The 20719-nt window shown below is 42.3% G+C and carries 22 protein-coding genes and 1 riboswitch; of the genes, 9 read left to right on the top strand and 13 right to left on the bottom strand.

All coding sequences use genetic code 11. The features are described from left to right. Positions 1-520: 520 nt before the first annotated feature. On the bottom strand, positions 521-730 hold the full coding sequence (locus ACTWQL_RS23130; protein WP_443144729.1) for a hypothetical protein: 210 nt from the start codon (positions 728-730) through the stop codon (positions 521-523). A 386-nt stretch (positions 731-1116) separates the two neighbouring features. Between ACTWQL_RS23130 and ACTWQL_RS23125 the strand changes: the two genes are divergently transcribed. The 3 genes from ACTWQL_RS23125 (at position 1117) to ACTWQL_RS23115 (ending at position 4117) form a co-directional block, all read left to right on the top strand. Next, positions 1117-2634 carry a glycine betaine uptake BCCT transporter gene (locus tag ACTWQL_RS23125; protein WP_443144735.1) on the top strand — a complete coding sequence of 506 codons (1518 nt, stop codon included), beginning with the start codon at positions 1117-1119 and terminating at the stop codon, positions 2632-2634. A 79-nt stretch (positions 2635-2713) separates the two neighbouring features. Continuing rightward, the gene (locus ACTWQL_RS23120) at positions 2714-3586 is read left to right on the top strand and encodes a phosphotransferase family protein (RefSeq protein ID WP_443144728.1); all 873 of its coding nucleotides are present in this window, start codon (positions 2714-2716) and stop codon (positions 3584-3586) included. Between the two features lie 264 nt (positions 3587-3850). Beyond that, entirely contained in the window at positions 3851-4117 is a 267-nt protein-coding gene (locus ACTWQL_RS23115) for a small, acid-soluble spore protein, alpha/beta type (protein ID WP_443144727.1), read from the top strand. 66 nt (positions 4118-4183) lie between these two features. Here ACTWQL_RS23115 and ACTWQL_RS23110 read toward each other — a convergent pair whose 3' ends face one another. After that, complete coding sequence (locus ACTWQL_RS23110; RefSeq protein WP_443144726.1) at positions 4184-4369, bottom strand: hypothetical protein; 186 nt, start codon at positions 4367-4369, stop codon at positions 4184-4186. A 369-nt stretch (positions 4370-4738) separates the two neighbouring features. On the opposite strand from ACTWQL_RS23110, the gene ACTWQL_RS23105 reads away from it, so the two are divergent. The 3 genes from ACTWQL_RS23105 to modB all read left to right on the top strand — a co-directional run bounded on the left by ACTWQL_RS23105 (position 4739) and on the right by modB (position 7999). After that, positions 4739-6271 carry a carboxypeptidase M32 gene (locus ACTWQL_RS23105; protein ID WP_443144725.1) on the top strand — a complete coding sequence of 511 codons (1533 nt, stop codon included), beginning with the start codon at positions 4739-4741 and terminating at the stop codon, positions 6269-6271. 182 nt (positions 6272-6453) lie between these two features. Beyond that, positions 6454-7320, top strand: coding sequence for a molybdate ABC transporter substrate-binding protein (modA, locus tag ACTWQL_RS23100; protein WP_443144724.1), 867 nt, complete (start codon positions 6454-6456; stop codon positions 7318-7320). 10 nt (positions 7321-7330) lie between these two features. Continuing rightward, complete coding sequence (modB, locus tag ACTWQL_RS23095; RefSeq protein ID WP_443144723.1) at positions 7331-7999, top strand: molybdate ABC transporter permease subunit; 669 nt, start codon at positions 7331-7333, stop codon at positions 7997-7999. A gap of 55 nt (positions 8000-8054) precedes the next feature. Here the strand turns inward: modB and ACTWQL_RS23090 are convergent, their stop codons facing one another. From ACTWQL_RS23090 to ACTWQL_RS23050, 9 genes are all read right to left on the bottom strand, one after another. After that, a complete protein-coding gene (locus ACTWQL_RS23090; protein WP_443144722.1) occupies positions 8055-9356 on the bottom strand; it encodes a purine/pyrimidine permease in 1302 nt (433 codons plus the stop codon). Further along, complete coding sequence (locus tag ACTWQL_RS23085) at positions 9357-10148, bottom strand: putative hydro-lyase (protein WP_443144721.1); 792 nt, start codon at positions 10146-10148, stop codon at positions 9357-9359. It abuts the gene before it with no gap. Positions 10149-10171: 23 nt separating this feature from the next. Next, entirely contained in the window at positions 10172-11356 is a 1185-nt protein-coding gene (locus ACTWQL_RS23080; RefSeq protein WP_443144720.1) for an NRAMP family divalent metal transporter, read from the bottom strand. Between the two features lie 10 nt (positions 11357-11366). Further along, positions 11367-12137: a LamB/YcsF family protein gene (locus ACTWQL_RS23075; protein WP_443144719.1), complete on the bottom strand. Its 771-nt coding sequence runs from the start codon at positions 12135-12137 to the stop codon at positions 11367-11369. Beyond that, on the bottom strand, positions 12134-13144 hold the full coding sequence (locus ACTWQL_RS23070; RefSeq protein ID WP_443144718.1) for a biotin-dependent carboxyltransferase family protein: 1011 nt from the start codon (positions 13142-13144) through the stop codon (positions 12134-12136). The genes ACTWQL_RS23075 and ACTWQL_RS23070 overlap by 4 nt, the downstream gene beginning before the upstream one ends. After that, on the bottom strand, positions 13141-13860 hold the full coding sequence (gene pxpB / locus ACTWQL_RS23065) for a 5-oxoprolinase subunit PxpB (protein ID WP_443144717.1): 720 nt from the start codon (positions 13858-13860) through the stop codon (positions 13141-13143). Before pxpB ends, ACTWQL_RS23070 begins: the two co-directional genes overlap by 4 nt. 18 nt (positions 13861-13878) lie before the next feature. Beyond that, entirely contained in the window at positions 13879-14637 is a 759-nt protein-coding gene (locus ACTWQL_RS23060) for an IclR family transcriptional regulator (RefSeq protein WP_443144716.1), read from the bottom strand. Positions 14638-14933: 296 nt separating this feature from the next. Beyond that, the gene (gene sugE, locus ACTWQL_RS23055) at positions 14934-15251 is read right to left on the bottom strand and encodes a quaternary ammonium compound efflux SMR transporter SugE (protein ID WP_443144715.1); all 318 of its coding nucleotides are present in this window, start codon (positions 15249-15251) and stop codon (positions 14934-14936) included. A gap of 198 nt (positions 15252-15449) precedes the next feature. Further along, a riboswitch (guanidine-I (ykkC/yxkD leader) is annotated at positions 15450-15544 on the bottom strand. 100 nt (positions 15545-15644) lie between these two features. Beyond that, complete coding sequence (locus ACTWQL_RS23050) at positions 15645-16130, bottom strand: DinB family protein (protein ID WP_443144714.1); 486 nt, start codon at positions 16128-16130, stop codon at positions 15645-15647. Between the two features lie 346 nt (positions 16131-16476). Here ACTWQL_RS23050 and ACTWQL_RS23045 point away from each other — a divergent pair, with 346 nt between their 5' ends. The 3 genes from ACTWQL_RS23045 to ACTWQL_RS23035 all read left to right on the top strand — a co-directional run bounded on the left by ACTWQL_RS23045 (position 16477) and on the right by ACTWQL_RS23035 (position 19509). Then, positions 16477-17532, top strand: coding sequence for a metal ABC transporter solute-binding protein, Zn/Mn family (locus ACTWQL_RS23045; protein WP_443144713.1), 1056 nt, complete (start codon positions 16477-16479; stop codon positions 17530-17532). Between the two features lie 102 nt (positions 17533-17634). Continuing rightward, the gene (locus ACTWQL_RS23040; RefSeq protein WP_443144712.1) at positions 17635-18561 is read left to right on the top strand and encodes a permease; all 927 of its coding nucleotides are present in this window, start codon (positions 17635-17637) and stop codon (positions 18559-18561) included. A gap of 12 nt (positions 18562-18573) precedes the next feature. Continuing rightward, positions 18574-19509 carry a TIGR03943 family putative permease subunit gene (locus ACTWQL_RS23035; RefSeq protein ID WP_443144711.1) on the top strand — a complete coding sequence of 312 codons (936 nt, stop codon included), beginning with the start codon at positions 18574-18576 and terminating at the stop codon, positions 19507-19509. A gap of 168 nt (positions 19510-19677) precedes the next feature. On the opposite strand, the gene ACTWQL_RS23030 is transcribed toward ACTWQL_RS23035, so the two are convergent. Both ACTWQL_RS23030 and ACTWQL_RS23025 read right to left on the bottom strand, forming a co-directional pair. Further along, positions 19678-20217, bottom strand: a complete 540-nt coding sequence (locus ACTWQL_RS23030; RefSeq protein WP_443144710.1) for a GNAT family N-acetyltransferase — start codon at positions 20215-20217, stop codon at positions 19678-19680. A gap of 17 nt (positions 20218-20234) precedes the next feature. After that, entirely contained in the window at positions 20235-20681 is a 447-nt protein-coding gene (locus tag ACTWQL_RS23025) for a hypothetical protein (RefSeq protein WP_443144709.1), read from the bottom strand. Positions 20682-20719 lie beyond the last annotated feature (38 nt).

Raw genomic sequence — 20719 nt, 5'->3', positions numbered from 1 at the left:
TAAAAGTAAAAATAAAAGCTGCATGGCTAACCTCAGATGGAGAGGACCTCCCCTAAATATTGTTGGAACATTTGGAACAACCGACCGATGCTAAAATGTTCTCTTCCCTCTCCTCTAGGCTAGTGCACAATCTTTTGAAGGGTGAATGATTGGTGATTCACCCTTCTTTTGTTTTTGGAATTATTTACAAACAGATTGTTTCGGTCTATAATTTGGAAAGCCATACTTTCATTTCTAATGGAGGTCATACAATGTTTAAATTCATCAAACAGTTCGGGGCTGTAACCTGGGCCTCAATCGTTTTCATCAGCACCCTCATTACCTTCGGACTCAATCGAAAATTAAAAAAGAAAAAATAACCCTTCTCTGCCATCTCTCACCCTGAAGAAAACTTGGTAATGCCAATCTTTAGCGTAGGCTGAGCCTTAGTTGCCCTTAAATTGAAAATCGTCTATGCTTCCTTCAAATGAAAAAAAGACTTCATTGGCATTGGTCCATTGAAGCCTTTACACGTCATAAGCTATTGTTTTATGGAATTCGTCCTATCAATTTTAATTGATGAACCGAGAATTTCTGCAGATTTAATTTCTTTCACTTTTCGAGCACGCTTATCCACTAACTCCTGTAATTCCCCTGCGGATACCTCTTCTGGGATATCCAGTAATTCCACATAAAATTCTTTACTTCCTTCTACCATGAAGTCAATCGTGATCTTTGCGGTTAATTCCAATCGAATCACCCTTTCACCATAATTATCATGTTTTTTTGCCCAATTATGTATTCTCTCTTTTTCCTATACAGGAGGTATCTTAATATATTGTACGAGACAATCTTGAAAATGTTTCATAATAAAAAATTTTTCAGAAATGTATAATATTTTAAATCCATTGTACGCTTTTTTTAACATAAAGACTACAATCAATTTCAATTTTACTGTTTTGTCCGATCTCTTCCGCTTTATGAATGCCCCATTTTATAATTCTAAGATAATGCCGATCATTTTATACATTAAATTTTAAATTTAAGTTAATAATTTTCTTTAATGGGTATAGCTAATAGTATACGCACTTTTAGTCACAGCAATCGTCTAAAAAGGAGGAAAACAAATTGGAGAAGTTGAGAGGTAAAGCTCCTCACAAGAATGTGGTGTTCTGGGTATCATCCATTATCGTTTTCTTGTTTGTTTTATGGGGGGCCATTTCACCTAAAAGTATGGGTGACAATGCAGGGTCAGTGTTTGATTTCACTACATATGCATTTGGCTGGTTTTACTTGATTGCCGTCTTTTTCTTTACGATGTTTTGTTTGATTTTAGCGATCAGCCGTTACGGTAAAATACGTTTAGGAGGGGATGAATCCAGACCTGAATATCCTTTCTTCACCTGGATCGGTATGCTTTTCAGTGCTGGTTTCGGAGTTGGATTGGTGTTCTGGGGTGTAGCAGAACCAATGAGTCACTTTTTTGAGCCGCCTATGGGCATTGACGGCCAATCGGAACAAGCTGCAAGAGTTTCAATGCGCTATTCCTTTTTCCACTGGGGGATCCATCAATGGTCAGTTTTCACTGTAGTTGGTTTAGCTTTAGGGTTCTTCCAATATCGTAGACAAGAAAAAGGATTGATCAGCACAACGTTCAATCCACTCATCGGTAAGACTGGTAAAACAACTCTAAGAAGAATTGTGGATATCCTCGCAGTAATTGCTACAATTACAGGTGTAGCAACCTCACTTGGGTTTGGCATCTTACAAATCAATGGTGGACTTAAAACCGTATTCGACTTGCCGAATAACGCAGTCATGCAACTGATCATCACTGCAATATTACTTGTTTTGTACCTAACATCAGCGATGACGGGAATAGACAAGGGAATCAAATGGCTCAGTAACCTGAATTTAGGACTGGCCTTATTCTTGATGGTAGCGATGTTGATCATGGGACCTACTGTATTCATATTGAACAGTATGACTTTAGGGATTGGCGATTATATATCCAAGTTTTTTGAAATGAGTTTCCGGTTGACTCCATACACTGGCGGAACGTGGGTCAGGGATTGGACGGTCTTTTATTGGGCCTGGGTCATCGCCTGGTCTCCATTTGTCGGTTCATTCGTAGCACGTGTATCTCGCGGCCGAACAATTAGAGAATTTGTTTTTGGCGTATTGATCGTCCCACCGTTTCTTGCGATTGTTTGGATCGCTATCTTTGGCGGAACGGCACTACATCTTGATCTATTACAGGGTACTGATATTGCGGGACTGGTTAATAAGGATGTAACGACAGCATTATTCGTCACGTATGAACAACTGCCATTTTCATTCTTGTTCTCGTTGCTTTCAATCCTGTTGATCTTTACATTCTTAATCACTTCTGCAGACTCTGCAACCTTCGTACTAGGCATCATGACAACGGATGGCGACTTGAACCCTGGAAGATTCGTTAAGTTCATCTGGGGTGTCCTAATGGCGGCAATTGCAGTGGTCCTGATCATCAGTAGTGGACTACAAGGATTACAGACAGCATCCTTAATTGCGGCATTGCCATTTACAGTCATACTGATCATCATGTGTCTGTCCATCATCAAGGTGGTTAGGAAAGAACCGAATCTAAGACATAAAAAACGTAACATCCAGTAAATGTTACCAATTCTTAATCTCTAAATAAAAGGAATGTGATCCCTCCTAGTCGAATCAATGATTCAGGGAGGGATTTTTTATGTATTTGGAACCATATCTGAAATGTATTACGTCTTTTTATCCTTCGCTTGAAATCCATACGATTCATTGGAATCATTTTGGAGAAAACAACGATATTCTTTTTCTGAATAACCAGTGGGTGTTCCGGTTTCCTAAGCATGATAAAGCATTGAAATCTCTGCAGACTGAGTGTGAGCAGCTGACTTATGTACGGCCATACATCACCCTTCCGACTCCTGAACCCGTTTTCGTAAATACAGATACGAACATTTTGGGTCAGGCATTTTTCGGATACCCGTTGATCCCTGGTGAGCCGCTTTACGCAGAAACCTTGGATGGATCACCTTTACCAATTCAAGAACGTATTGCGCAAAATTTAGCTCAATTCTTGTGTGAACTGCATGCGATTCCAACAAAAGGAGCTCCTGGCAGGACAGTAACCAATGAAACAGCTTATGATTATTGGGTTAATTTGTATGAGAAGGTCAAACAATCTTTGTTTTCATATATCAGGCTTGATAAGCAACAGCAAATTTCGCGCCATTTTGAAACATTTTTGAACGAGCGATTGAACTTCGAATTTACCCCGTCGATTATTCATGGTGACTTTGGCATTTCCAATATCCTTTTTGACGATGAAGAAAAGCGCATAAGCGGTATTGTGGACTTCGGAAGCAGCCATGTAGGAGATCCTGCAATTGATATTGCAGGTTTGTTGAAACAGTATGGCTTACAATTCGTCGATACGTTGTCTGAATTCTATCCAAACCTTGAAGCCTTACTTCCTAGAGCAAGATTTTATGCCGGAACATTTGGTCTCCAAGAAGCCTTGTATGGCTATCAGTACAAAAATCAAGAATCCCTTGAAAATGGTTTGAAAGAATACGTTTAAAGCTGAAGCTTGCAGCGGGCAATCTGCAAGCATTTTCAGCTTACTTGTACAGGATGTGTTAACTTCGACGTTCACCACTGGCATCAAACTTTTGAAAACAGCCATGTATAAAGGTCACTTTGTCATTAATTCTGCCCATTCGTGCACATACTAAGTGTAACGGAATTGGACTGGAAAATGCCTTTGTTGCATGTCCATTCATTTTCATGAAATGTGAGAAAGGAACTATTTTTTCCTTTCTCAAGTGAAAAGGAGGCGAATCTAATGGCGAGAAGGCGCAGACCCCTGGTTCCTGAAGCTAGGGAAGAACTTGACCAGCTTAAAGTCGAAGTCATGAAAAAGAAAGGGTATCAGATCGAGGACCCGGACCAGACCAAGTTTGAGGTCGCGAAAGGTCTTGGTATACCTTTAAAAGAAAAAGGCAATCAAGACCTGAGTTCTCATGATGCCGGTCGAATAGGCGGCCAAATCGGGGGAAGCATGGTTCATGAGCTGATACAACGCGCAAAAGATCAATTGAATAAACAGTGAATAGCAAGAGACTGACCTGTATGTCAGGCTCTTTTTTTATGTTGGATGTTGTTTAAAGGCTCGTTTCTAAAAGATTGTTGCTTTTGGAGTCATTTTAAAAAACTCACCTTGTGCAAGTTGATTGGAGAGCAAGGTGCGAGACTCCTCGAAAATGAAAATTGCATTTTCTTCGTGCGATGTAACGCTGCCGAAGCTTTCCTTGTCCTGCGGGATCAGCGTGCCTACTACCTGAATAATCTCCTCGCAAGGCATGCGACGAGGAAGTTCGCTTCGACAGGACTTTCTTGTAGACGCAGGAGCACAAATGCTTCCTTGAAAAGGAGACTCCTGAGGTCGCAAAGCGACGAGTGGGCTCACCGCACGCCCCGCGGAAAGCGAGCATCCTGGAGCGGAAATCAACGACTTTTAAAGAAAACTTGGCGAGACCAAGCCTTTTGTAGGTCGAGCCTTAGTTGCCCTTATACTGAAGAAAGTATTTTATACTTTCTTTAAGTGCAAGAGCAACAAAGTTTCGGAAAACAGCCTTTTTAAAAAATCTGTTTCGTTACTCGAAGGATTTCAACCCCTAGAGAAAGAATACCATTAGTAGGAAAAATATTTAACTCGTGGGAGGGTTTTTGGATGGCTCAACAAGTATTAGACGAAACAGTAAAACAGGCAATTAAGCAGTTCACGGAAATGGATGAGAAGATCTGTCACTTCACTAATATATTGGGGCTGCTCGGATGGGATGCTCGGACTTATGCCCCTAAGAAAGGAAAACCGATCTTTGCAAAAGCAAAAGGGACACTCTCAACAGAGACCTTTAAACTATCCGTTTCAAAGGAAATGGGTGAATGTTTAGATACGCTTTCACAGCCGGACGTTTTTGAACAACTAGACTCGGAAACCAGGGCATGTGTAAGGGAACGAAAGAAGGAATATGACAAGTCAAAGCAAATCCCTTCTGATGTATATAACGAATATGTAATACTAGCTTCCAATGCAAATGATGCATGGGAAGAGGCACGTGCGAAAGATGACTTTTCCCACTTTCAGCCCTATTTAGAAAAAATGATCGATATGAAACGCCGATTTGCGGAGTATTTCGGTTATGAAAAACATCCTTACGATGCCTTATTGGATGAATTCGAACCAGGTTTGACTGTGGAAAAGCTCGACCCGCTTTTTTGTGATTTGCGGAAAAAGAGTATCGAGTTGTTGAACCGTATTCAACAGTCACCCAGAAAGCCTCGTAATGATATTTTCAATCAAAACTATGATGTGGAAAAGCAAAAGGAATTCGCACAATTCATCATCGGTAAGCTTGGTTACGATCTTGATGCAGGTCGTCTTGATGAAACGACTCACCCTTTTGCGATGGGGATCAATACGGGGGATGTTCGTATTACCACGCGTTATGAGCCAGAAAATCCTCGAATGGCCGTGTTCGGTACAATCCATGAAACAGGTCATGCCCTTTATGAGCAAGGCGTGAACTCTGAGTATGAAGGCCGTGTGATCAGACGGGGGTCATCATTTGGAATCCATGAGTCTCAATCCCGATTCTTGGAAAACTTCGTCGGACGTACGAAAGAGTTCTGGACATACTTCTACGATGATATCAAAGCGCATTTTCCTCACCAATTAAGCGGCGTGTCCCTAGAAGAATTTTATCGTGCTGTGAACTGTGTCGAGCCATCGCTTATCCGGGTTGAAGCGGATGAACTGACGTATAATCTACATATCATGCTGCGTTATGAAATTGAGAAAGGTTTGATCGCTGGAGATATCGAAGTAAAGGATCTGCCGAAGGTTTGGAATGATAAGATGATGGATTATTTAGGGGTGATCCCGCCTTCCAATCGATTAGGTGTACTTCAGGATGTGCACTGGTCCCACGGCGGGGTCGGCTACTTCCCTTCTTATTCACTCGGAAACTTATATGGTGCGCAGATTTTAAATAAAGTGTTACAGGAATTACCGGATTTCTACGAATTGATTCAAAACGGGGAGTTCATGAAGATCCGTGAATGGCTTCGAGAAAATGTCCACCAATACGGAAAGCTCTATACCCCAGCCGAACTGATCAAAAAGGTGACTGGAGAAGACCTTGATGCCAAGTACCTCACCGACTACCTCGAACAGAAATTCACCAAACTATACGATCTATAACGAAAACTTGGTAAAGCCAAGCCTTAGCGCAGGCTGAGCCTTAGTTATGCTGGTACTTTAGAAAGTATTTTATACTTTCTTCAAGTATAAGAAGCATTAAACGACGCGAAAGGGGATCCCCAATCTCGTCGTTTTTATTTGGTCGGGTGCAACTTTGTTCCGTAATCGTGCAACTCAGTAAAATGTACCTACTGCATTTGTATTTAGGGCAGTTAGGTCTCATTTTTGATATAGTAGACGGAGAGTATATTGTGATATTGGATGTGACGGGTGTGAGGAAGTATATAATTCTGTTGTCTGCTTTATTGATATTGCTTGTTGGTTGTCAGGGGCAGTCGAATGAAAAGAATCGAAAAGTGGAAGTGTACGTTTTAGCTGCTGCAAGTCTGAACAATGCTATGAAACAAGTTGAAAAAGAATTTGAGGATGCCCATCCAGAAATCGAAGTGATCACGAGTTTCGCATCTTCTGGCACGTTGCAGCGTCAGATTGAACAAGGTGCCCCAGCAGACGTTTTCATTTCCGCATCTGAGTTGGAATTTGACCGATTACACCAGAAAGATCTAATCAACCCTGACCATACGAAAACTATTTTATCCAATGAATTGGCTTTCGTAACGAATAAAGCACTTAATACTAATATCCAAAAACCCGATAATCTTACAAATGGCGAAATTAATCGAATCTCAATTGGTGCACCTGAATCAGTCCCCGCAGGGAAATACGCAAAAGAAACGTTGGAAAAACTGAAACTTTGGAAGCAGGTTGAAAACAAAATCGTCTATGCTAAAGACGTTCAACAGGTTCTTTCTTATATCGAAACTGGAAATGTTGACGCCGGATTTGTATATCGGTCCGATGCCAAAACATCGTCCAAAGTAAAAATCCAATCTATAATCGCGAGTGATTTACATTCCCCGATCATGTATCCAGCAGGTGTACTGAAGAACACCCAACATCCTGAAGAAGCAAAACAGTTTTATGAGTATCTAAACCATAAACAAACTATGGAAACTTTTATAGATTTCGGCTTCAAGCCTATAGATTGAGGTTTTAATCATGGTCCAATCCTTTTGGTCTCCAATATATTTATCAATTACCATCGCAGTTACGGCAGGTATTATCGTAGCCATTCTTGGTATTCTGTGTGGCCGTTTGATGGCGAGGAAATCGTTCACTGGTAAAACAATGATTGAAACATTCCTCATGCTGCCTCTTGTTTTACCACCGACTGTAGTCGGTTTTTTACTTATCGTCATTTTTGGAATCAATAGTCCAGTCGGTCAAATCATCAGCCAATTATTTGGACACTCGTTAATCTTTACATGGTGGGCTGCAGTCATTGCGGCGGTTGTCGTTTCGTTTCCACTTATGTATCAATCTGCGAAAACTGGGTTTGAATCAGTGGATTACGAGATTGAGGATGCAGCAAAGATCGACGGCGCTGGTAAGGTCCAGGTATTTCTAAAAGTGACGATACCTCTTGCGTTACAAGCTCTCATAACAGGCGGCGTGTTAAGCTTCACGCGTGCGCTCGGCGAATTTGGTGCTACATTGATGTTCGCTGGAAACATTCCAGGAAAAACCCAAACTGTTCCGACTGCGATTTATCTTGCCATGGACTCCGGGAACATGGAGATGGCCTGGATGTGGGTCGCCTCTATCATCGTTCTATCTTATATCATGCTCTTCACCATCTACCGCCTCCCCAAAAGACCGCGTGCCTGACACCTAATCAAACCCCTTGTCCCGCAAGGACTCTGAAATGGTGCCTGGCACCGAGTTAGGCACCGATTGTTTTTCCTCTTTGATCTTTCGTTTTGTTCTTTCTTATGATTGCTTGCTCTAATATAATGCAGATGAGCACACCCACGATCATCCCATTGTTCAAGACTGAAGCGAATGCTGGATGGATACCGGCTAGTGAGGCCGGCGTCAAAAACATCACGCCTATTCCGATCATAAGGGAGAGGCTGATGATAAATAGGCTGTGCTGATCTCTCTCCGCTTTCATATAAGCTTGCAATCCGATGACCAGCATATTCGAAAAGGAGAGAAGCATACTCGCGTATCCGACTGGAACCGGGATTGAAGCGAAGAACATCGTAATAGCCGGAAAAAAGCTCAATATCAACAACAGCAAGCTTCCCATAACGAATGGAAGCCTCTCTTTCATCCGTGTGGATAAAATGAACCCTGCTGTATACGAGAGCGGAACCATTCCAATCGCAGAAAACACGCCGGAAAGGATTTGACTGATCCCCATTACAATTCCAGCCTGGTTGTAACGTGAATCAGAAGTATCCTCCAAAACTTCCCCGACCACATCGATACTAGCGACAAAATTGATCAACAACAAAAGGGTGACGACAGCCGATGTTACCACAATACCTATATCAAACACTGGCGTTCCCCAAACGAAGACCTCAGGGAACGAGACCAGGCTTTGTCCATTGAACGGGATTCTCTTCTCGATATCGAATAAGATGAATAATAGCCACCCCACAGCAATCCCGAACAACACAGAATAACTCTTCAAATAAAACCTTCGACTTGTTGCAAACAGAATTGTCACAAGCGCTGTCACGATCCCGAGGACCGCTACAGTCCCGTGAACTTCATCTGTAAAATAACCGACTCCTAAGATTCCTTTGATGAATGGTCCGCTTATTTGGGTGACCAAAAGGATAAAATACGTTCCCGTGACGATCGGTGTGAAAATTCGTTTCACCTGTTCAATCACCCGGAACACACTCAATAAAATGAACAAGACCCCACTGACGAGCATGCCCATTTCAATACTCTGTAAAACTTCAGAGACATCAGCGGAAATCGTTGAACCAAGCCCGGCGAACAAAAGGAAGACCCCCCACCATAAAACCGCAGGGCCTTCGACAATCGGTTTTTTATGACCGAAAAAGGCTTGCAGAAGTGACACGATTCCAATAACGAAAAAGGTTCGCTGAACGAAAGTTGAAATTTCCAATACTGACATACCAAATGCAGCACCGATCGTTAACGGTGCAACAACACTACCGGCGAGTATGAAAACAAACCACTGAAGCGAAGCTAATATACCTTTCACTTATAGGACCTCAAACTTTTCATCGGTCCAGTCTGTAATGAACATATGCCCTGGCGAGTGCGTAATCATCAACTCAGGTTTTATGTTCATTGCGATGTTTTGAGGCGTTACCCCACATGCCCAGAAGACTGGTATTTCCCCTTTTTGTACCGTTACCGGTTCTCCGAAGTCTGGTTGAGCCAAATCATGGATTCCAATTTGGTCCGGATGTCCGATATGGACAGGTGCCCCGTGGACAGAGGGAAATCTCGAGGTGATCCGGACCGCATCGGCTACATGACGAGCCGGGATCGGTCTCATACTGACGACCATGTTCCCTTTGAAGGATCCTGCTCCGACACAATTCAAATTGGTCTTGTACATCGGTACATTGCATCCTTCTTCAATATGCCGCACAGGAATGCCTTTTTCCAACAATGCATTTTCAAATGTAAAACTGCATCCTAAAAGAAAACCGACCATCTCTTCATCCCATAACGAAGCGATATCCGTCACTTCTTGGGTAAGAACCCCATTTTCATACACATTATACTTCGGCAAATCCACCCGTAAGTCTGCATCTGGAGCAGCCATCTTTGGAACGTGAGAACCAAGATCTGTCACATCCAGAACCGGACACGGCTTTGGATTCCGTTGGCAAAACAACAAGAAATCAAAAGCAAGGTCTCTTGGTAAAACAACAAGGTTTGCCTGCGTATAGCCTTGTGCCATGCCGGATGTCGGCTTGATCCACTCATTTGAGCGACATAACCGTCTCGCCTCGGCTGGACTTATATTACGATATCCCCTCATCTCTTAACCCCTCCCTGAGATTACTAGAACAATTGCGGTAGCTGATCAATCATCGTGATAACACCCATGTAAGCCATGGCAATTACAATTAACCCTCCAAAAACAGTCAACCATAACGGATGTTTGTAGTCTCCGACAATTTTCCTGTTATATGCTGCAATCAGCATTACTCCAAGTGAAATCGGTAAAATCAATCCATTCAAAGCCCCAGCAAGAATCAATACACTTACTGGTTTACCAATCGATGCGAAAACAAGTGTGGATACGGAAATGAAGCCAACAATCAACCACTTATGGTATTTTTCCAGCTTCGGGTTGAAGGTTCGGATAAACGACACCGACGTATAAGCAGCACCGATGACCGAGGTGATGGCAGCCGCCCACATGATAACACCGAAGATTTTATATCCAATGTCACCTGCAGCCAATTGGAATACTGAGGCAGGCGGGTTTGATGGATCCAGGGATAAACCTTGCGAAACCACACCTAATGTAGCTAAGAATAGGAAAATCCGCATAATGGATGCGATCCCGATTGCAGAGACAGAACTCTTCGTCACTTCCGATAGATTGTCAACGCCTTTTACACCTGCATCCAACAATCGATGTCCGCCTGAAAATGTGATATAGCCTCCAACTGTACCTCCGACTAGTGTTACAATCGCGATTAAATCGATTTTATCAGGAACAAATGTCTTAACGGCCGCTTCTCCTACAGGCGGAGACGCAGAGAACATGACATAAACGGTAAGGGCGATCATGATGAAGCCCAAAACCTGTGTGAAACGGTCCATGACCTTATTCGCTTCACGTAAAAGAAAAATCCCGACAGCGATGAGTCCACTGAATAATGCACCTATTTCAGGTGAAACCCCGAGCAATACGTTGGAACCTAAACCGGCCCCTGCGATGTTTCCGATATTGAAAGCCAGTCCTCCAATAACGATCAACAACGCTACGAAATAACCGAGTCCTGGTAAAACCATGTTCGCAATGTCTTGTGTCCTTCTCTCTGAAACGGCAATGATCCGCCAGATATTCAGTTGTGCTCCGATATCAATGATAATCGATACTAAAATGACAAATCCGAAACTTGCTAACAATGCTTCTGTAAAGTAGGTTGTTTGTGTAAGAAATCCTGGTCCGATTGCCGACGTTGCCATCAGAAACGCCGCACCCAACAAGATACTCCTGTTTGACTGCTTCATCACATGCCTCCTATTTGTTGGTCATTCCAACCTTTTCGATGGTTATACCTGCTTCTTTCAATCCAGCCCTGATGTTTCGGGCAAATGTGAGGGCGCTTGCCCCATCTCCATGGATACAAATAGTGTCTGCTTCGATTGGGATATCGATTCCCTGCAGGCACGTCACCTTCCCTTCCTTCACCATCCTGACTACTTGCTGAAGGGATTTCTCCTCCTCTTCAATCAATGCATTGACAAGTTTACGGGAAGTCAGCGAGCCGTCCTCTTGGTAAGTCCGATCTGAAAAAACCTCGCTGGCTGTCCGGATCCCTGTCTTTTCACCAGCTTTGATCAATGCACTTCCAGATAATCCGAAGAGAATCAATTCTGGACCGACGTCATAAACCGCTTCAGCAATTGCCTCAGCAAGCTCTGGTCCTTTTGCGGCCATATTATAGAGTGCCCCATGCGGTTTAACATGTTGCATTTCACCGCCTTCAGATCGAACAAACCCATAAAGAGCACCGATCTGATAGGTGACGAGGTCATAGGCTTCTTCTGGTGTAATCTGCATCTCACGTCTACCGAAACCCACAAGGTCCTGAAGTCCAGGATGCGCTCCAATCGCGACATTTTTCTCCATTGCCATTTTGACGGTCTTCCGCATGACAGAAGGATCACCAGCATGAAATCCACATGCGATATTCGCTGAAGTCACGTAATCAAGGATTGCTTCATCAGATCCCTTTTCATAGGTTCCGAAGCTTTCTCCCAAATCACAATTCAAATCTACTGTATTCATTGGTTGTGCCCTCCTTCTCTCAACTTTAAAGAAATTCCTTGTTCAAGCTGTTGCAGATGCCGTTTCTGTTCTAGATACAACGTTTCAGCCTCGCGATGGGTGATGAGCTTGAATCTGACTTTCTCCCCTGGTTTCAGCTGTGCGACCTTTGAAAAATTAACTGAAGCGATCTGGGCAATTTTCGGATAACCTCCTGTTGTCTGGCGATCCGCTAACAGTGCGATCAAATTCCCTTCTGAAGGTACCTGGATCGTTCCGAACGTAACCGCTTCCGAAATCATTTCTACCTGATCTGAAAGCTCTAACTGCTCACCCTTGAACCGGAAGCCCATCCGATCCGATTGAGGTGTCAACTCAAACTCAGTACTTGTCAGTTTGGCCTGACTTTCTTTCGTAAAACTGTCCCATTCCCGGCCAGGAATGACACGGAGGATGTCGTGCTTCTCGACTTCCGTACTCCATTCTGCAGCTGAAAACCAATCTGATTCTACGTAAGTCAGGTCAGGATCTGAAAGCTGTTGGAAAATATGATTCGCCTTCTCACTTCTTTCTCCTATTTTCAAACAGTCTCCAGCGTCCAATGCCCTGCCTTCAAAACCTCCGATCTCAGCGCGGATATATGTGGAACGGCTGTTCATGATCACTGGCACATCAATTCCGCCAGCGACTGCCAGGTATGAGCGACATCCTGCAGCGCAGGCTCCAAATTTTAACACAGTACCTGCTTTGACATAGATCGGACGCCACATCTTCACTGGCTCTCCATTTATCTTTGGGGAGAAGTCTCCACCCGTCATTGTGATCACTGTATCTTCCTGAAACTCGATTTCAGGTCCTTTCATTGTCATTTCGATAGCGGCTTCGTTGTTACTGTTTCCTACTAAAAGATTCCCGATTCGATAGGCCAGCTGGTCCATCGCACCGCTTACAATCACGCCGTAACGTTGATACCCATAGCGTCCAGCATCCTGAACGGTCGTCTGCAATCCCGGTTTTACAATCTTCATCCCTGTTCCCCCTTCAATTTCTCGAATTCCTCTGATGAGATTGGATGAAAACGTATTTTATCCCCAGCCCGTAATAATGTCGGCGGGTCTTGTTTAATATCAAACAGTTTCAGCGGTGTTTGCCCGATCAACTGCCAGCCACCAGGAGTTTCGATAGGATAGATTCCCGTTTGAGAACCTGCAATACCGACAGATCCCTCAGGTATTTTTAAACGAGGTGACTCCTTCCGAGGTGCTGCAATTTTTTCAGACATACCTCCTAAATATGGGAACCCTGGCGCGAAACCTATCATATACACCAAATAATCTGCTTCCGTGTGGATGTCTATGACTTCCTCTTTGGTGAGGTTGTTATGTTTTGCGACAAATTCCAAATCTGGACCGAGTTCTTGACCATAACAAACTGGTATTTCTACAGTCCTGGTTTCGCCTTCGTTTTCTGCGCCAATCCGAGTCAATGCTTGTTCAATTGCATGACATATCAATTCATATGGAGATTTCGTTTTTTGCTCTTTACTTTCGTGGAGTACATTGAGTGGATCATAAAAGACCGTGACACTTGTAAAAGCCGGAACGAATTCAACCATTCCAGGCAGTGGTTGTTCCTCTAGGAAAATCGAGATATTCCGAACAAGTATATGGGTTTCTTCAGTAATTTTATCATCAAGATTTATAATGACCGCCGAATCCCCTAGAGGATGTAGTTCATACTTCAAATTAGCACCTCCATCTGATCAGCCATTCCATCCGATCGATTTTGAGATTTCATATGCTGCTTGCTTCACTCGCACTGTCAAATGTGTAATCTTGTCAGGATTTCGAAAACGATTTTCAGGTCCCACTATACTTAAGCCAGCAAAAATCTGATCATCATGACCGTAAATCGGTGCCGCAATCGCTGAGGAATCATCATGCAATTCAGAGTGGCTCACTGTATAACCTTTGGACCTCGTCTCGGCTAACACTTGCCTCAACGCCTCTTTGTCTGTAATCGTACCTGAGGCAATAGACTGTAATTTTATCGTCTCGATATAATGATCTCTTTCCTCTTCAGGCAAAAAAGCTAATAGAACCCGCGGGCATGCACCTGCATATAACGGGGCACTGCGTCCGATTCCGGTGAAAACCCTCACTGGTTTATCAGTCTCAATTTTTTCAATATAGATGGCTTCATGATGTTCTCGGACAATCAAATTGACAGCTTCCCCAAGCTCGTCCTTCAGCTGCCTCATGATCGGGATTGCAGCTTTGCGAATATCCAAGCGCTCTTTGACTAGCTGTCCATATTGGAGAAAACCTAGACCTAATTCATATTCACCATATCGATTTTTTTTGAGGAATCCCGTTTCCTCTAATGATAGAACCATACGATAGACGGTCGTTTTCGGAATCGAGGTAAGTTTGCTCAATTGTGCAAGAGAGAGTGATTTGTTGGCTTTAAAAAGGCTTAATAATTCCATCGCTTTGATGACTGTTGTATTCTTTTCTTTCATTCTACACCCCAAAAAACACCTGACGTTCCGTTATTCGGAATATCCGTTCCGAAAATAACGTTTTCACTCATTATAGTCTGAATTGTCGAAATCATCAATGTATATATTTCCCATAGTTTGCCCTTAGAAACTAAAAAGAGCGACCTGAAAGGTGATTATTTCCCTCAGTCCGCTCGAAATATAAAATCAAAGATTCCTTCTTATATTGCTTGCTGCGAATTTCACTTCGCGAGTCGTTAATTTGCTAAAAAAATTATAAAAAACAAATCATCATTACCATTAAAAAGTGTCTTGTCTTATGAAGATGTGAATTTCAAGCCGATGATACCAACCAAAATCATCCCTAAAAAGAGAATTCTCATGAAATCTTTCGGCTCGTTAAAAAGCAGGATCCCCAGTAAAACTGTTCCGAGCGCCCCGATTCCTGTCCAAACGGCATAGGCGGTACCGATCGGCAGTGCTTTGATCGCAATCGATAGAAAATAAAAGCTTATGACCATACCGATGACTGTTATGATAGAGGGTGCCAAACGGCTGAAACCTTCTGTATACTTCAACCCGATTGCCCAGACCACCTCAAAGACCCCTGCAATAAGCAGATAAATCCATGCCATCTCATATTCCTCCTATTAAAGATTTATTACGTTTTATTAGTTATTTCTACGAATCTCACAGTTGCACTTATCCGTTAACGGACACAGGAGACCTTATTTATCCAAAACTTGGCTGCTTGTTCTTGCCTTTCTCGCTTTTTCGGCAGTGAAACTGAAGATCAAACCCAATAAAAAAACCGAGAAAATATCCAAATGATATCCTCCCGGGCTTTTCTCCCTCCGTGTACACAAATCGCTTGTGCGGTTTCTCTCGGACCAGACCATTGTGATGCGGAACCCTAGAAACCAATGTTTGCTTTGAAATTCATTCCATTATGGCAAAACCAAGAAACTCTGTCAAACTGGATCATTCGAAATGCAAAAAACCCCAGCTACAGTCAGCCGGAGTTCCTCTCAATTCATCTCTTCTACTTCGGGTGTTTTTTGCAGGGAATCTTCAATTTGATGCTTGTGGTGGCGATCATGCTCACAGAAACTGATCAGGCATTTTCTCAAGGTTTCCGGGTATCCCCGATCATAGAAGGTAGCATCGAGTTCTTCCTCTGTCCGTGCATTGATCGCTTTGATCATCAAGTCCCTTGTTTCCAGAAATTCTTTGATGATTTCCTTTTTGGATACACCATTCTTTGCATACAGGGAAGCTCTTTGATTCATGACGTCGACATCCATGGACCTCGGCAATCTTGCCCCTGCTTTTATTTTTGGGTATCTTTCTTTTAAGAAGTATCTGTCCCAATAAGTAAGATGAGCAATAATTTCTGCAATCGACCATTTCCCAGACTTGATCGGGCTCAACCATTCATCATCACTCAGAGAATCAAGACTTTGTACCCACTGATTGAATCGTACATACCTCTGGATAATCTCTGTTTTAGTCATAATTCTCCTCCATCATTTGTTGTTATATAACCTATTCCCTAAAATCATATGTTTTAATAGTCGAATTTATATTTTAATAATTTTTGGCTCTTTTAGTTCTTTGTTGATCTTGGCGAAATTCACTCCCTTTCCGCGGGCGATCCGTGAGCCTCCTCACGCGTTCCTCGTTACGGGCTCTCGCCTGGCTCGCTTTTCCCGCAGGAGTGTCGCAAATTTTGCTTAGTCAAAAACCACCAGGTTATTTAACAGAGCTAATATTTTTTTAATAAATCGTAATAATTACGGTTTGCAAATCGTAACCATTACGATATAATGGTTTTTGTATATTTATCAGGAGGTAAATGAAATGAAGAAAATCATCCCAGTATTATTCACTTTTCTTATATTGACTGCCTGTGGTCAAAATGCACAGACATCACAAGATGGAGCAGGGGAAGAAAAATTACAAGTAATGACCACATTATTTCCATTAAAAGATTTTACTGAAAGGATCGGTGGGAAGCATGTACAAGTCGAAAGTGTATTGCCTCCAGGTGTTGATGCCCATACATTTGAACCTACCCCGAAAACGATGATTACGCTAGCTGAAAGTGATCTCTTTATTTATAATGGCGCTGGCTTAGAAGGATTTGCTGATTCGGCAGTGAAAACGTTGAAAAATGATGACGTAAAAATCCTTGAAGCAACCAACGGCATGGATCTCCAAGCTTTCAGCCATGAAGATCACGACCATGAAAATGAACATAACGAGGATCACCAAAAAGAAGCCGATCGCGCAAGTCATGAAAGCAATGAAAATTCAGAGCATGAACATAGTGAATCAGAAAGAGAACACCCAGAAGGGGAAGAAAATAAAGAGGATGATCATGAGCATGGGGATATCGATCACCATGTCTGGCTCGATCCAATATTAGCCATCAAGCTTGCGGAAAACATCAAGAACCAGCTTATCGAGTTGAAACCAGAGGAAAGAGAAGAATTTGAGAAAAATTTTGATGAATTGCAGGCAGATCTGATTGAATTGGATCAATCATTTCAGAAGACCATTGAAGCTGCTGATAAGAAAGAAATCCTCGTTTCCCATTCAGCTTACGGTTACTGGGAAAGCAGATATGGAATCGAGCAGCTGAGTGTATCAGGGTTATCACCGACGAACGAACCAACTCAAAAGCAAACCAAAAAATTATTGGAAGAATCCAAAGCGCATGATATCCGATACATCCTGTTTGAGCAGAACGTAAATACGAAGCCTGCATATGCAATAAAAAACCAGCTGGACTTAGACATTCTTTATCTTCACAACCTTTCCGTATTAACTGAAGAAGACATTGAAACCAATGAAGATTATTTCTCTTTGATGGAACGGAATATCAAGACGTTGGAAAAAGCCCTGAAGAACTAAAATTCAATAAAGTGATGTGACTGATTCATGTTTCAACAATCTACCCGCGACAACATATTGATCTTTCTATTATTCTTTCTTTTCCTTTTCGGCTTCTTTTTTATGGAGGAAATCAAGAACTCGGCCGTACTTTTGGAGATCCCTGGTAATCTGATAGACTTAAATACGATCTTTTTAAGCATCGTTCTTGAAGCTTTCCCGTTCCTGCTTTTAGGTGTCTTCGTTTCTGCACTTATCCAATCGTTCGTGTCTGAGGAAACGATCAAGCGTTTCACTCCAAAAAAAGGATATATTGCGTTGGTACCGGCAACTGTGATGGCTGCACTTTTTCCTGTGTGTGAATGTGCCATCATCCCTGTTGTCAGAAGGCTGATCAAGAAAGGGATGCCTTTACATATCGGTGTCGTCTTCCTTGTTGCCGCTCCAATTTTGAATCCCGTCGTCTTCTTATCAACCTTTTATGCCTTCCGATCAGATATGACTGTCGTTTATGCACGTATGGGACTAGGATTTATTTTAGCAATCATCATCGGGGGAATCGTTTATACGATTTTCAAGAATAAAGATATGCTTAAAAAGGCTGAAACTCATGCTCATACGCATTCCCATGTTCATGAGAATGTCTCCAAATGGAAGCTCACGATGTACCATATGTCTGATGAATTTTTTGATACTGGTAAATTTTTATTATTTGGTGCTTTGCTCGCTAGTGCGTTCCAAGCCTTCGTCAGTCGTGAGTTCATCGCATCGATTGGAACAGAAGCCTGGTCCTCAAGTTTGATCATGATGGCATTTGCGTACCTTGTATCGCTCTGTTCAGAGGCAGACTCATTTGTTGCTGTTTCATTCCAATCAACTTTCAGCACAGCTTCCATTGTCGCATTCCTGGTTTATGGTCCGATGCTTGACATTAAAAACACGTTGATGCTTCTCGCTTATTTCAAGAAGAAATTCGTCCTCACTCTTATGGCGGTCATTACCGTAACCGTGTTTATTTCAATTCTTTTGTTTCAACTATTATTCTTGTAGGGGGTGGATACCGTGAACAAACAATTTTATGTCAATCTGCGGTCTATCATTCTATTTGGCTTTGCATTTTTGATGAGCGCACTTATCTATACCGGTCAAATTCAGTATTATATCGCTCCACAAATGATGAAGTTCATGTATTTTGCAACAGTGACGTTTTTCGTGCTAGGGATCATCCAATTGTTCCGTTCAGAGGATTCCGAAGAGCATTGCCTCTGTGGTCATGATCATCAAGAAACAAAGCATCCATTCATGCGTTTCATCGCCTATTCGTTATTCATCTTACCACTCATGACTGGATTCGTATTCCCTGAAAAAGTTTTGGATAGTTCGATGGCCCAGAAAAAAGGGGTTTCCCTAAATGGCAGTGTAAAGCCTAAAGACCAACAAGCCCCACAGGCAAACACTGAAAGTTCCACCCCTAATGCGGACAAATTCCTTGAGGATCCAGAAGGATACATGGAAGAGTTGGAGGATGAAGTTTCCGAAACGTCATCCACTCCTACGAACGATGATGGAATATATGAGTACGATGAGTATTATGCTGATATTGCGGATGAATATAAAAATAAAGATAAAATCATCGTAACTGATGATAACTATGCAACCCTGGTGGATACTCTCAGCATATTTATAAATGAGTTCCAGGGTAAAACAATCGAAATCGAAGGCTTTGTTTATCGAGAGAGTGATATGAACAAGGATGAGCTCGTAGTGGCCCGGTTTATGATGACTTGTTGTTCAGCAGATACATCTGTAATCGGCACAATGGCAAAAGGTACTGAACTGCATACGATTGAAGATGATCAATGGGTTAGAGTGACAGGATCAATTTCAAAAAGGAACTACAACGAGTCTACCATTCCTTTGATACAAGTGACTGATGTTGAACGGATTGAAAGACCTGAAACTCCTTATGTTTATCAAGACATTGGAATTTTTAACTGATGAATATGAAAAGAGCGCTATCATTCTCTCAACTACAGAGTGATAACGCTCTTTCTTTATGACTGGGTCCTGCTTGGCAGCTGATCCCGCTGGAGTCACGTATATTTCAACCACTTACAGGCTTCCATCAATCGAAAGAATCAACAAACTTTTAGAAAACAGCCTTGTTTATTTATAATCCCGTTTCAGCATGCTGTATAACACACAGTCATGAAAATGATCATAAAGATATTCTGCATCTCTCAATACGCCTTCTTTTACAAAACCTAACCGCTCGGGGATCGCTTGACTCTTTGTATTCTTCAATCCGCATTGAATCTCGACGCGGTTCAGATGGAGTGTGTTGAAGGCATGATCAACAAGGGCTTTCGTCGCTTTTGTCATGATGCCTATCCCTTGATGTCCTTCAGCCAGCCAGTACCCAATGGATGTTTTCAGGTTTCTGCGGTCAATTTGATGATAACCGATCATTCCCACCAGGTTCTCCTTATAAACGATGCCAACCTGGAAACCATCCTCTGCAGCAAATTGTTTCAGCCACATCTCGATGACAGGCTCATAGTCTTCTTCCTTTTCCATGCCGTCCACCCATGGCAGCCATTCTCTCAAATAGTCCCGTGATTGATCAACAAGGGTGAATAATTCAGGTATGTCCCTTTTTTCTAATAGTTTTAGAGATAGATCTTCATCAATTGGAAAAATAAACATCTGCTGCCCCCTAGTCTTTACTCGAACGGATTGATTGTGACATCAAGGATATCCCATTCACGGAAACCGACCTTCTTCATACGGATCACTAAGCTTCCATCATACGATTCTATGACTTCAGTACCTTCGTCTTTATATTCATAGGCTTGGAATTGTGCTTCAACCTCATAGGCCTGGTCCACATTTTCAGCGGATTTAATGACCATCCTTGTGTTATCGAGATCCTTTTTCTCCCCGAATTGCATGAATTCTTCCAATTCGGATTTTTTATCCAGTATGGATTCATCGTTTACATTGCCTGCTTCTAGATCATCTATAAAATTTTTGGCCGTTTCTTCTGGTGTAACAATCAAATACGAGATTAGTAAAATAAGAATGATGCCGGAGACAAACGCACTGGAAAAAATGAGGATTAATTTCTTATTAATTTCATCATCCCTGCTTTCTATGTATTTTCTTATCAAATACTACCACATTTTAAGAGAAAAAGGGAATTGCCGTT

It is taken from the genome of Pseudalkalibacillus sp. R45, from assembly GCF_052246725.1.
GTDB lineage: Bacteria > Bacillota > Bacilli > Bacillales > Fictibacillaceae > Pseudalkalibacillus.
The sequence above is the reverse complement of the archived record's forward strand: the minus strand, read 5'-3'. Positions and strand labels throughout refer to the sequence as shown.